Below are 13,296 nucleotides of genomic sequence, written 5' to 3'. Positions count from 1 at the left end.
AGCCCTAGGTACCCTAAGTGCGAGTCTCAATACGCAGGGAGTGGGCACATCTGTTTGGTGTGCCCACTCCTGCCGTTATTTCTTAATTCCTTACTTCGGCCAGCCCGCAGGCGTATGCTCAAGCGACCACATGCCCAGGCGGTGGGAGAAACTGCGTTTCCATCGGGCGTCCAGCTCCTCCTGAGTCAGCCTGTTATCGGCCTTGCGCAGACGGTTCACAGCATTCGTATGGGTATCGTCCAGCAGCCATTTGCGGATGACGAAATTCCACACCGCGACCACGACAGTGGCAACCAGCTTACCGGCATTGGTACGCAGCACATATACGGCGTGCTGGGTGACGATGGCGTCGGCGGCCATGCCAAGCGTGCTCACCGCGATAATCGCGTCATTGATCAGCAGGCCAATCACCGAGGACAGCAGGAAAATCAGCATTTCCATCCAACGGGCCATATCATCGCGGTGCTTGAACACGTATTTCATGCTCGCCAGATAGTTGAAAATCAGCGAGACGATGAACGAAATCGTGCTCGCCGCAACATTCGGCATGTGCAGGAACCGCATCAGCAGGTTCATCACGCCAACATCGATGATGAAGGCGACAACCCCGACGACGCCGAATTTCATGAGCTGTTCGATGAGTTTTTTCACAACCCACCATTAAACACGCGTACGATGACGATTCCACGCGGAACCGGGAATCCTCACGGTTCCTCACCAATCCGTACGCGTGCGAGGCCCTTGAGAAAGGCCATGCCAAAGCCAATCGCCGGTTGGTATCGTCGTTGACGTTGGTATTGATACCAGTGTTGATGTCGCCGCGACGAACCGATCGGAGCAACTAGACTGGAAACAACAAGCCGGTCCGATTCCCGGGCCGACACGTTTCAGGAGGAATCCCATGCCAGTGATCCACACCCATGTTTCAGTCCCCACCACCAAAGAGCAGCGCGAAGCGCTGAAGACCGCATACGGCAAGGCCATCACCGCGGTCCCCGGTAAGTCCGAAGGTTGGCTGATGTGCCCATTCGAAGATAATATGCCCATCTATTTCGCGGGCAGTGACGACAAGCCCGCCGCCTACGTCGAAGTGAACGTCTTCGGCGCCAGCGTTCCCGGCTCCGCTTGGGAGCAGCTGACCCGGCAGATCATGGATGCACTGCAACGCGAACTGGGAATCCCCAAGGACCGCACCTACATCCGATATACGGCCACCACGGATTGGGGATGGAACGGCGGTAATTTCTGACTGCCGCTCGGGGTGCCGACGCAGGATTTCCGGCACCCCAACCGGTCCCCGGCGATTGTTGAGAACGGACAATCCGAATCGTCCCGATGCATCCTGCCGATTCACAGATAGCGCCACGGGGCGGATGGTTACGAAAAAATCGCCGAAAAGACTGCGTCATCATCGCAAGTGAACATCACGCACAACATCATGGTCATGTCCTATAATTGAAAATACTCGAATCACTGTGGACGAGGGAAACCATCATGGAAGACGACAGGACTACTGAAGTACCGGAGGGCACGCCGCAAGACGGTGACGCGACCGCCGATGACTGGACCTACAGCAACGGCTATCTAGCCGGGCTCAAGGGCGTCACCATCCCGAGCACCGCTCCGTCGTTCGGTGATGCCGGCAACCGCGGCCGACACAACTCCAATGAAAACACCTTCGACACCTCCGATCCGCATCTGCGCGACTTGCTGAAGATGCTTGATCAGCAGGATGCGCAGGACCAGGCGAAAGAGGCCGACCAAGCGGCATCATCGGAAGACGACTCGAACGCAAAAGCAGCCGCCCCGGCAGCGGACGACAATCACAAAGAAGCCAAGAACACCAAGCAAGAACCTAAGAAATCAGCTTGGGAAGCCGCCATGGACCATGCCGTGGCGCAAGCCGCGTACCATCGCGATCCCGCCGCCCGAGCGAACAGCGATGCCGCCGCGCGGTATGCGAAGGAAGCCGCCGAAGCCAAAGCCAAGGCAGACGCAGAAGCTGCCGCCAAGGCTCGCGCCGAAGCAGAGGCCAAGGCCAAGGCTGAGGCCGAAGCCAAAGCGAAGGAAGCCGCCGAAGCTAAGGCTCGTGCCGAAGCAGAGGCCAAAGCCCGTGCTGAGGCCGCTGCCAAGGCCAAAGCCGAAGCGGAAGCGCGGGAGAAGGCCGCTGCAGAGGCCAAGGCCGCCGCAGAAGCGGCAGAACGCGCCAGGGCGGAGGCGAAAGCCAAGGCCGAAGCGGAAGCTCAAGCCAAACAAGACACCCATGATGCCTTAGCTGCAGCGTCCTCATTTATCGATCAAGTCGAAGCACAAGCGAAAGCCAAGGCCGAAGCGGCACAACAAGCCGCAGCAGAAGCCGCACGCGCCCAAGCTGAAGCGCAAGCCAAGGCAGAAGCGGAAGCCAAGGCAAAAGCCGAAGCCGAGGCGCAGGCTAAAGCCCAGGAAGCAGCGCAGAAGCAGGCTCGGTTGCAAGCGATTGCGGCGGCTCAAGCCAAGGAGCAAGCACAGCTGCAAGCACTGGCCGCGCAACAGGCACGTCAGGCGCAAGCCCAGGCTTATCAACAGTTCCAAGCACAGCAAGCCGCACAAGTCCAAGCTGAAGCCCAATCGCAAGCCCAATCAAAGGACAATGTGCAGCAACAACAGCTCAGTGAGGAGCAACAACTGCAGCAGATGCAGATGATGCAGGCGCAACGGATTCGGCAAATGCAGCAGGCGGCGCAGATGGGGCAGGCTGCGATGGGTCAGACAGTGATGAACCAGGCAGCTCAGGCGCAGGTAGCTCAGGCTTCAGCACCTATGGGGCAAACGGCGCAAGCTGCGACGTCCGTACAGACCGTACAAGCCACACAAGCTGGGTACGCGCAGCAGGCGGCATTCGGCGGGCATCAACTCGCGCAGACCGCCCAGCAATCCGCTATGAATCAGGCCCAGACCGAAACAGAGGCGGCGGCGCAACGCGTGCTCGACGCGCAACATCTGCGTTCGACCATGGACGAATCGCAGCTTGCCCGCCAACGCGGCGCATGGAACCCCATGGCTCCGCACGGCAACGTTCCGACTATGGAGCGCCCGGCACAGCCTCAGACTCAAATGCCCGTAGTTCCGCCCGCCAACTTGCAGACGCCGACCTTCGTCGTTCCCGATAACAAGGGCAAAGACGACGCGGTCACCAAGGAACGCATCGCCAAGGCGCAGCTGGTCGCGCAGACCATGTACTCCGAGCATCCGGATGCCGATCCTGAATTCATCAACGCGATAGGCCAACTCGTGGCGTTCAACGCGTCCGATTTGCATCTGGTGGTCGGCGATTATCCGATGCTGCGTGTGGACGGCAAGCTCGTCGCCACACCGAACACGTCCGTCTGGGATAAGGAGCGGACGTTGGCTGCGGTGCAGGTGATGACGACGGATGAGGAGTTGCAGCGGTTCGAGCAGGAGCTCGAGTTGGATGTGTCGTTCGCGATCGGGGATCTGGTCAGGTTCCGTGTGAACGTGTACCAGGATCGTAACGGCGTGTGCGCGGCGTTGCGTACGATCCCGTTGGAGATCAAGACGGTCACCCAGTTGGGCCTGGACCAGAAGATCGCGGACCTGGCGCTCCTGCCGCGCGGCCTGGTGCTGGTGTGCGGACCGACGGGTTCGGGCAAGTCGACCACGCTGGCCGCGATCGTGGACAAGGCGAACGCGGAGCGGCACGACCATATCATCACGATCGAGGATCCGATCGAGTTCGTGCACCGGCACAAGAACTGCGTGGTCAGCCAGCGTGAGGTGGGCACGGACACGTTGAGTTTCGCGGAGGCGCTCAAGCACGCGTTGCGTGAGGACCCGGACATCATCATGGTGGGCGAGTTGCGTGACCTGGAGACGATCAGCACCGCGTTGACGGCGGTGGAGACCGGCCACCTGGTGTTCGCGACCCTGCACACGCAGGACGCGGGGTCGACGGTGGACCGTCTGATCGACGTGTACCCGGAGAACCAGCAGCAGCAGATCCGCGTGCAGGTCGCGTCCACGTTGCGGGCGGTGATCGTGCAGACGCTGCTGCCGAAGGCGAGCGGGCACGGGCGTGTCCCGGCGACCGAGGTGATGTACGCGACGCCGGCGATCAGCGCGTTGATCCGCGAGGGCAAGACGCATCAGGTGCGCACGCAGTTGCAGTCGGGCGGCGACCTGGGCATGCACACCCTGGACCAGGACCTCGCGCGGCTGGTCAACCGGGGCGACGTGCAGCTCGACATCGCCGAGAAACGCTGCCAGGACCGCAAGGAATTCGAGAAGCTCGTCCAGGCCCGCGCCGCCTACTGAGCCGTGGCGGCTGAGTTACGTCTCCTACCGAGCTCCCCGGCGTCTGAGTCCCTAGCGGCGCCCAATCCGGTTTCGGCCCCCGTCCACACCATGCGGGCGGGGGCCGAACCATACCCCGGCACCCCGGACCGCCATCGTGCGAGCCAATCCTCACAAACCGACGCCCCGGTCCAGTCAACCCGCCAGCCACGCCTACCCGGACCGCCAGTATGTGAGCGCATCCTCACACAACCACGGTCAAGCCACACCGAACCGGCAAAACCCGCCCGCCGAAACGGCATCGTGCGAGTCAATCCTCACACAGTCACCCATAGGTGACGTCGCCACCGCAATCCGGTCACCCGAACCGTCATCGTGTGAGCGCATCCTCACACGGACACGGTCAAGCCGCATCGGTCCGACAGACCCCGACCGCCAAACCGTCACCGTGCGAGTCAATCCTCACACAATGACCGCCGCGCGCCTCAGAATCAGCCAACCCCATCAGCCCACCCGCCACCGTGCGAACAAATCCTCACACAATGACACCCCGACCCCACCAAGCCAACCGATTCCGCCAGTCCGCCCGTCACCGTGCGAGCAAAACCTCACACAATGGCCACCGCTCACCTCCAAATCAGCCAATCCTGCCAGTCCACCCGCCATCGTGCGAACTAATCCTCACACAATGACCGCCGCGCGCCTCAGAATCAGCCAACCCCATCAGCCCACCCGCCACCGTGCGAACAAATCCTCACACAACCACGGTCAAGCCACACCGAACCGGCAAAACCCGCCCGCCGAAACGGCATCGTGCGAGTCAATCCTCACAAACCGGCGTTCGGAACGATCATCGGGAAATCAGCGCATGTCCCCACATACGCAACACGACACAACACCCGGCCAACCATCGCCGGCCCCGCCAAACCGTCACCACCCGCAAGCCACGGCATACGGAACCCGACAGAACCCACCATCAACAGCCCCAACAACACATCCAACCACCGGGCAACGCATGCCCCGGCATACACGACCCAACACATCGGACAAAACCCCGGACAAGCGCCACCAACCATCATCACCCGTATCCGCCGGCATACGCAACACAACACATCACCCATCCAGTCCCTGCCGCCCGGTGTGAGGGGGCCATTGTGTGAGGATGCGCTCACATATCGCCGGACACCACCGAAACCACCACCCACCGCCATCCGAACCGCCATCGTGTGAGCGAATCCTCACACAACCACGGCTAAGCCACGTCAGACCGGCAGATCCCGACCGCCAAACCGGCAGCGTGTGAGCGCAGGCTCACACAATGGCGTCCCCAGCTCGCTAACCAACAAATCCAACCGCACAAACCGGCAGCGTGTGAGCGAATCCTCGCACAGTCGTCCACCGGACCCACTGCATCGGACAATGACTTGGGTCGCACCTTGATGACATCCACCCCAGATCCGACTCTGCTTCTGCCGACGATGACGACCGGCTGACCGTCGGTAGAAACTTCTGCCGACGCTGAGAGCACTGTCAGCATCGGCAGACGGTTACACAGACAACAACGGATGGCACGAGCGACAGAGCGTTGAGAGCCATCCGCACACGGGTGGACGGAGCTTCGCTCCCAGTCGGCTAAGGCTGTGGCGTTCGGAGCCATCCGTGCACGGGTGAGACGGTGAACCGCCACGGCTCTTCGGTGATTCCGGGCTATTGCCTCGCAATGCGGGAACCGATACCAATCTGCACGGGCGGACACCAGTCAGGTGTCCGAGTCAGACCACCGCCGGCCTGGGCAATCACTACACCGCATAAGAAACCCCGCGCACCAATCGGTACGCGGGGCATTCGTCACTCATCAGGGTGTCGGCAGACTGGTTCCGGGTTGTCTGATTCCAGTCCCGTGTCAAGCGGTGACACGAACAGGAATCAGGCGCAAAGCATGGACTCGATGGCGTAACAACGGCGACGTGAGTCAAGCGTCCAACCCGCAGATCGGTTCGCGGACAACGGACTCAGCACACCTGATTCAGTCAAGCGACCAGTCCACACACAGCCGACCTACGAACAGCCCGTCCGCAACGTCCACAGACGGCCCGCAAGCAGACGGACCGTCTACAAACAGCCGACCCGCAAACAACCAGCCCGATCTGAGCGTCAGACGATCTTCGGCATCGGCGTGGTCAGCGAGGTGGTCAGATTGACCTGCACCAGACCGGCGCCGGCATGCACCTCGACCTTCTTCAGGGTCACGGTACGCTCGTCAGCAGGTGCGGAATCGTTGTCGGTCATGGTGGCCGGAGACTTCACAGCAACCAGCGCAAGATCATTCAGGCTGAATCCGGCATCAGCGCACAGCTGCTCGGCCGCAGCCAGCGACTCGTCGAAACCGTCGCGCTTGACGACACGCTCGGCGGGCACACCGTATGCATTGCCGGCAACCCAACGAATGTCATCAATCAGCGGCATTCCCTTGTGACTGTCCGGGCTGGCCGGAGCCTTGCCGTCGCCGACACCCAGCACATCCACGAATGCATCGAGCTGCGGGGCCAGCGCAGCACCGCCGTCACGGAACAGGTTGCCGATGATCGGGTCGCGGAACTTCAGGTCCTTCGCGGTCGCACGCAGCGAATCAATCTGATCGTCTTCGCCGCTCCACAGGTTGATCAGCGGGAAGGTCGGGATGTTCAAGCCTTCGAGACGCTGCACGTGGAACGGATAACGCCACTGCAAAGCCGGGTCGTCGCGCCAGGTGGTGGCACGGGTAACCACAACCGCGGCGGACGGCCATTGCGCGCCGTACTCGCGGCAGGCGATATCCAGCCACTTCTGAGCGCCCGCATCGGCGCCATAACCGGCTTCGACGATGACGACGTCATGCAGCGCGCAGGCGAGTTCGACGGACACAAGCGTCGGGATGCCGATGGACACGTTCGCGAACGGACCGCCGTGCACATACACCGGCGAGCCGTTGACCGTCTCGGTGAGGGCCGGCTTGACGGCATCGCCCAGAATGCCGGTGATACGCCACAAATCAATGAATTCGCCGAACTTGACCGGCTTGCCGTCCTTCGTGCCGGCGATCATCGCGGCGACACGCTCGGCGATTTCGTCCAGCGAACGGGAAAGCACAACAATCTGCATGAGTTCGCAGGTCGGGGTGAGCACCACGCGCTCGGCAACGTTGTTCTTGCCTGCGTCGACAACAATCTTGCGCAGCGAACGGGACGGAACCTCCGAAACGCGCGGCACGAGCACGGTGTCGAGCTTGCCTTCATCCACGGCCTTCTCTGCGAAGGAGACGAGCAGGTTCTGAGCCGCCTCGATCGCGGCCATTTCGCCGCACAGACCCCAATCGATGAGCTCCGGATGGGTCAGGGATGCCTTGCCGCCGCCGGACGCACCGCCCTTGGAACCGGCTGCGGTGATGCCCATGCTCGGCTGGCGCAGCACGGCGGTTGCGTCGATGCCGCGCGCACGCAGCGCATCGATCAGCGCGATGGTGGTGGTGGTCTTGCCTTCGCCGCGGGATGCCTTCAGTGGCGTGTCAGCGGTGACGAGCACGATTTTGCCATGCTTGCGCGGCGCTTCGGGATGCGCCTTGAGATAGTCGAGGTAGCCGTACGCATCAATCTTGCGGACCAAGCCGTACTGGCGTGTGTAATCCTCGATACCGGTCATGGGGTCTCCTTACCTGTCGGTGATACTGCACCGTCGGCGGCCGCCGACGGCAAGTCTGGTCGGGCAAGTCCACACTGTAGACGCGCTGCTACAGCCACAAGCAAGAAACCATGCGCAAGCCCGTGTTGCGCATGTCTTTACTATAATCGATGGCCCTGTCAGCAACGCCGGGTTGTCCGGAAAACAGACACCGCTTATGGCGAACAGGCAGATACGGAAAAACCCGCGTGTCGGGGCGTGGTCATATCTACACCACAGACACGCGGGCTGGCTGAGACAGCCGGGAAACCACGGCATTCCCGCGGCATGGCCACGGCAGCAACCGTAGGTCAGTTATCCGAGCGGTTGAACCCGTTCTTCATCTTCATGCTGGTGATGTACAGCACGGTGTCGAGCAGCTTGTCGGTCTCTTCCTTAATCTGGTCGGCCATGGTCTGGTTCGCGGCGGCGAGCACGTCGCGCACCTCCTGATCGCGCACAACCTCAATGATCTGGTCGGGCTCGAGCGGCTCCACATCGCCATCGAGATTGTCCGCTTCGAACTCGTCCTCCAGCTGCCTGGCCTTCGCCTCGTTCTCACCGCCGAGACGGGACACCTGCTCGTCGGTCGCGGCGATCAGACGGTGGGCCATGCCGCCGGTCTTCTCCTGATAGCGTTCCACAGCGTTCGCGGTGTCGGAGAAAGCAGCATCGCACAACGCCGCGATAATGCGATTCTCCCAGTAGAAGTTCTCGGAAGTCACGCGGGTAGTCGTGTCCTCGAAGTACTTCGGGGTCGTATCCACGTTCGGGAAGAACGGGACCAGCGTGTTGAACGGGTTGGAACCATAGGCAATCCACTGGATTGCGCGGTTGGACTGCGGACGGTACGGACGAATCTGCATGACCGACAGCTGGCTCTGACGGTTGATGCCAATCGTGCGGTACATATGCCGGGTGTGTTCGTCGCCCAGATGCCCGTACGGATCGAACGGCGTGCCCTGATAATGCGAGCTGAGCACGTATTTCACGTCCTCGATGGTGATCTTGCGCTCCGGCTGGCGAGCCCACGGGATGTCGTTGCTTTCCGGCGTATGGTCCGCGTCCTTGCCGTCCCACACCTCGTCATACGGGTTGAGGAAACGCTGCATGTACCATGCGCGCGGCGTGTTGTACACGTGGTCGGAATCCGAATGGGATCCGAACGCGTCACGCGGGTTGAACGGCGAGGTCGATTCGACAGCGAGGTCAAGATGGTTGTGCTCGATGAACTCGGCAAGATCGGCGGAGCACATATGGCTCTCTTGCTCTCCCAGCGCATCATCCAAATCGAATTCGTCGATGCCCAGTTGGTTTGGCATGGTCACATATGCCTCGTCCGGCACACGCTTGGCAATCCAATGATGTCCGCCAACCGTTTCCAGCCACCAGATTTCGTGAGCGTCGGAGAACGCGACACCGTTCATTTCATAGGTGCCATACTGTTCGAGCAGGGAGCCGAGACGCTCCACGCCTTCGCGCGCGGTCTTGATGTACGGCAGTACCAAGGTGAGGAAGTCCTCCTCGCCAATGCCGCCGGCGGTTTCGGGCTCGTACCCGTCTTCGCCGGGCTTGCCGGTGGCGGGGACGAATTCGACGAACGGATCGGCGCCGAGCACGCGCTCGTTGGTGGTCAGCGTCTCGGTGGCGCTCATCGCCACGTTCGCTTCGTTGACACCGGCTTCGCCCCAAATGCCTTCCTTGGTGTCAGCGTTCGGCACGGCTGTGTATTGCAACGGATTGTCCGGCAGATCGACTTCGACGTGGCTGAGCACGCTGCGGTAATGCCGCGGCTGTTCGCTCGGGCGAACGACGATGAAACGCTTCGGATTGAATTCGCCGTTGGCGGAATCCTCGTTACGGGCGATGATGGTCGAGCCGTCATAGCTCGCGTCCTTACCTACCAAAATCGTGGTGCAGGCCATGGTGTTCCTTTCAGTTTTGCCGAATTTCCAAGCCTTCGCGCGTATCCGGCTTTCGCAAACGTGTGATTGCACGACGTGTGACGTTTGGGATTGCGCGATTGAACCGATTGCATCGATTGCATCTACCAAGCGCATTGTGCCACGCGGGCCATACGACGGGCGGCGGGATGCAAGACAGGCCGGTTGTTACGCGCGGCCAGTAAAGAACGCGCCACCCTGATCAACCAGACTGTCGGTCTTGCGCAGGCCGTGCAGCATCTCGTTGAGCCAGAATCCTTGATTCAGCCCGGGCAGTTCTTCGCGGGTCGCCCATACTTGCAGCAGATAGTCATGATCCTTGTCCGGCGGTTGCGGACCGTTGTAACGCATGGTCACTGCGGGGTTCGTGGCTCCGACGAATTTGCTGGCCGCCGATGTACGTCCTTGCACGGCTTCAGGAATCATCGCAGGCAGCGAACGGGAGAAGTCGGCCGGGATTTGCAGGGCGTGCGAATCGTTGAAATCAAACATGAGCGCATCGACCGGCACGTTGGCGACCGCCCAATGAATCCATTCGAAGCCGCACACCGGAATCGAATCCGGGTCGACAAGTTCCCAATGCAGGAACATCGCGTCTGGGGCGAGATCGTCGATATAGAAGGGGAACGAGACGATCGGCGTGCCGTCCGCGCGGTTTTCGGCGGGCGCGCGCTTGGCGAAATCATCAGGCACAACAGTAAAATCAGCGGAGATTCTCATGCTTTCAGTATCGCGCATCGTGATGACGTGCGTGCAAAACACCACTGGGCGGCAATACCCATCACACCGCGGGCAGATAGGGCACGCTCGGGCACCGGCGACAGGCTACCGGTGCGGCGTGAGACAATACAACCGCATCACAGACAGATACCAGCCGACAACGCACCCCCATCGACTTTCCAAACGACATCCAGCAAACGTCACAACCCAACGCACAACACGAATCCGAAGCGAATCCCGCACCCCGCAAGACAGGCACTTCGAGACCACACGCGAGCACAAGAAATAGTCAGCGCAATTCTCGACCCATCTCGACCCATATACGCAACGGGCCGGTCCCACGAAGGAACCGGCCCGTCCGAAGCTATATCCGGAGCATCAAGCATGAAGCCCGAAATCAGAAGCTCAATCCAGCACTCACTGCTCCGGCTTGTAGAAATCACCATTCAGCGCCGCAGCAGCCTTCGCCTTGGCTTCCTCGAAGGTGACCGAAGCGAGCTGAGCACGGACATCGTCCAAGGCCACCGGGGTCATCGACAGCGAATTGACGCCAATACCGGCGAGTACGACCGCCAGATCCGGGTCAGCCGCAGCCTCACCGCACACGCCCACCGGCATGCCGTTCGCGTTGCCCGCGTCGGCGATGAGCTTGATGGCGCGCAACACCGCAGGATGCCATGCGGTCTGGTAGTGCGCCACAGAGCCGAGCGTACGGTCGGCTGCCAGCGTGTACTGGGTCAGATCGTTCGTGCCGATGGACACGAAGTCCGCAACCTGAGCGACTTTGTCCGCCATCAATGCGATCGACGGGACTTCGGCCATCACACCGACCTTCTTGAGCCCCTTGGACTTGCCAAGCTTGACGAAGTACTCAGCTTCCCACTGGTCGGCGACCATCGGGACCATCACCCACAGGTCCGCGTTGGTCTGGGCGTCGGCACGGGCGATGGCCTCAAGCTGATCCTCAAGCACCTGCTTATGCACGCGCAGCGTCCGCAGGCCACGCAGGCCGAGCGCCGGGTTCGGCTCATCCTCAGGGGTCAGGAACGGCAACGGCTTGTCCGCGCCGGCGTCCAGCATGCGGATCACGACCTTCTTGCCGGGGAAACGGCTCAGCAGCTTGGCATACGCCTCAGTCTGCTCTTCGACGCTCGGCGGCTCCTCGTTGCCGAGGAACAGGAATTCAGTGCGGAACAGGCCCACGCCTTCGGCACCGTATTCGAGGGCCGGATCGGCATCCTCAGGTTTGCCGACGTTGGCGAGCAGCGGAATGAGATGGCCGTCCTTGGTCTGCCCGGGCTTGCCGCGCAGCTCCTTGGCCTTGGCTGCGTTCGCCTTGGCTTCATGCGCCTCGGCGATTTCCGCTTCGCTCGGATCGACAATCACCGCACTCTTCGCGGCGTTGACCACGACGGTCTGCCCGTCCTTGATGTCATCGGCGCCTTGAGCGGATACCACGGCCACGATGCCGCGGGCACGCGCCAGAATGGCGGTGTGGCTGGTCGGACCGCCCTGGCTGGTGACGATGGCAAGGGTCTTGTCCAAGTCAAGCGCAGCGGTGTCAGCCGGGGACAGGTCCTCAGCCACAAGCACGAACGGCGTGTCGCTTTGCGGAACGCCAGGAGCAGGCAGCCCCATAAGATCCGCGATCACACGCTGGCCGACATCATGCAGGTCGGCTGCGCGTTCCGCCTGGTAGCCGCCGATGGCCTTGAACATCTCCTCAACCTGGCCGAAACCTTCCAATACCGCGCGTTCGGCGGTCTTACCGCCAGTGATGAGATTCTTGATTGATTCGGCCAACGACGGGTCGGAGGCGAACATGGCAATCGCTTGCAGAATCGGGGCGGCTTTCTTGGTGGCCTCATCGCCGTTCGCGGCTTCTTCGGCACGGCGGTTGAGATCGGCGTTGACGGTATTGAGCGCCTTCATCGCGCGATCGATTTCGTCTTCGGCGCTCACACTTGCGTTCCTCGGCGTGTCCGCCGGTTCGGGAAGCGGGGCTGCCATACGGATAACAGGACCGACAGCGACGCCGCGTCCGATTCCAACACCAGTGATGACCATGGGGACTCCTTTTCGTACTGCACCGGTTTCCGCCGGCGGAAATCGTAGTGGGAGACGCTCACGCCATCGCAGGCGTCTCTTTTCTATACTGCATAACTATATACCAGAAATCCGCAACGCAACGCCGGTAAACGTTTTCTCTTTTTCAGAAAATCGTGGTACGATTACTCCAGAACGCTACAGCCAAGGTTGTGGCGTGCAGCAGGTGCAGTCAAGCACCCGCATGACATACCGCATCCGCATGACGCAAAGGAGTGTCTCATATGGCAACCGCAACCCGTACCGCAACCGTGAACGATCCAGTCGGCATCCACGCTCGTCCGGCCGCGGAATTCGCCCAGGCAGCAACCGCTTCCGGCTGCACCGTCACCATCGCCAAGCAGGGCGGCAACGCCGTCAACGCCGGCAGCATCCTGTCCGTGATGGGACTTGGCATCAAGCAGGGCGACACCATCGAAATCACCGTGGACGGAGACAACGCCGAAGCTGTCGCCGACAATCTCGTCGCAACCCTGATCAAGGACTGAACGCAGGCCAACACCCGGCGGTTCCACCGATTCGGGCATGTCTAAACCAGCCG

Annotated in this window: 8 protein-coding genes; 3 read left to right on the top strand and 5 right to left on the bottom strand. The window is 61.3% G+C overall.

Annotation, left to right across the window (positions count from 1 at the left end; translation table 11 throughout):
• Window positions 1-90: 90 nt before the first annotated feature.
• Window positions 91-651 (bottom strand): GtrA family protein, encoded by a 561-nt coding sequence (locus CQR48_RS01465; protein ID WP_180334486.1) that lies wholly within the window; start codon window positions 649-651, stop codon window positions 91-93.
• Between the two features lie 250 nt (window positions 652-901).
• Here CQR48_RS01465 and CQR48_RS01460 point away from each other — a divergent pair, with 250 nt between their 5' ends.
• Together CQR48_RS01460 and CQR48_RS09380 are read left to right on the top strand one after the other, a co-directional pair.
• Window positions 902-1,249: a phenylpyruvate tautomerase MIF-related protein gene (locus CQR48_RS01460; RefSeq protein WP_033494168.1), complete on the top strand. Its 348-nt coding sequence runs from the start codon at window positions 902-904 to the stop codon at window positions 1,247-1,249.
• Between the two features lie 245 nt (window positions 1,250-1,494).
• A complete protein-coding gene (locus tag CQR48_RS09380; protein ID WP_272867200.1) occupies window positions 1,495-4,311 on the top strand; it encodes a type IV pilus twitching motility protein PilT in 2,817 nt (938 codons plus the stop codon).
• Between the two features lie 2,133 nt (window positions 4,312-6,444).
• Here the strand turns inward: CQR48_RS09380 and CQR48_RS01450 are convergent.
• The 4 genes from CQR48_RS01450 to ptsP all read right to left on the bottom strand — a co-directional run bounded on the left by CQR48_RS01450 (window position 6,445) and on the right by ptsP (window position 12,716).
• Window positions 6,445-7,968, bottom strand: coding sequence for a formate--tetrahydrofolate ligase (locus tag CQR48_RS01450; protein ID WP_033494030.1), 1,524 nt, complete (start codon window positions 7,966-7,968; stop codon window positions 6,445-6,447).
• Window positions 7,969-8,297: 329 nt separating this feature from the next.
• Entirely contained in the window at window positions 8,298-9,911 is a 1,614-nt protein-coding gene (locus tag CQR48_RS01445; protein WP_101451742.1) for a C69 family dipeptidase, read from the bottom strand.
• Between the two features lie 186 nt (window positions 9,912-10,097).
• On the bottom strand, window positions 10,098-10,649 hold the full coding sequence (locus tag CQR48_RS01440; RefSeq protein ID WP_101451741.1) for a YbhB/YbcL family Raf kinase inhibitor-like protein: 552 nt from the start codon (window positions 10,647-10,649) through the stop codon (window positions 10,098-10,100).
• 417 nt (window positions 10,650-11,066) lie between these two features.
• Window positions 11,067-12,716, bottom strand: a complete 1,650-nt coding sequence (ptsP, locus tag CQR48_RS01435) for a phosphoenolpyruvate--protein phosphotransferase (RefSeq protein WP_101451740.1) — start codon at window positions 12,714-12,716, stop codon at window positions 11,067-11,069.
• Window positions 12,717-12,979: 263 nt separating this feature from the next.
• Here ptsP and CQR48_RS01430 point away from each other — a divergent pair, with 263 nt between their 5' ends.
• Entirely contained in the window at window positions 12,980-13,243 is a 264-nt protein-coding gene (locus CQR48_RS01430) for an HPr family phosphocarrier protein (RefSeq protein ID WP_101451739.1), read from the top strand.
• The last annotated feature ends 53 nt before the right edge of the window (window positions 13,244-13,296 follow it).

Source organism: Bifidobacterium thermophilum (genome assembly GCF_002846655.1).
GTDB lineage: Bacteria > Actinomycetota > Actinomycetes > Actinomycetales > Bifidobacteriaceae > Bifidobacterium > Bifidobacterium thermophilum.
The sequence above is the reverse complement of the archived record's forward strand: the minus strand, read 5'-3'. Positions and strand labels throughout refer to the sequence as shown.

Bases quoted from the DNA above. Each gene is read 5' to 3' on its own strand.
- CQR48_RS01430 (WP_101451739.1), top strand. From the start codon at position 12,980: ATGGCAACCGCAACCCGTACCGCAACCGTGAACGATCCAGTCGGCATC.
- CQR48_RS01440 (WP_101451741.1), bottom strand. From the start codon at position 10,649: ATGAGAATCTCCGCTGATTTTACTGTTGTGCCTGATGATTTCGCCAAG.
- CQR48_RS01450 (WP_033494030.1), bottom strand. From the start codon at position 7,968: ATGACCGGTATCGAGGATTACACACGCCAGTACGGCTTGGTCCGCAAG.
- CQR48_RS09380 (WP_272867200.1), top strand. From the start codon at position 1,495: ATGGAAGACGACAGGACTACTGAAGTACCGGAGGGCACGCCGCAAGAC.
- CQR48_RS01445 (WP_101451742.1), bottom strand. From the start codon at position 9,911: ATGGCCTGCACCACGATTTTGGTAGGTAAGGACGCGAGCTATGACGGC.
- ptsP (WP_101451740.1), bottom strand. From the start codon at position 12,716: ATGGTCATCACTGGTGTTGGAATCGGACGCGGCGTCGCTGTCGGTCCT.
- CQR48_RS01460 (WP_033494168.1), top strand. From the start codon at position 902: ATGCCAGTGATCCACACCCATGTTTCAGTCCCCACCACCAAAGAGCAG.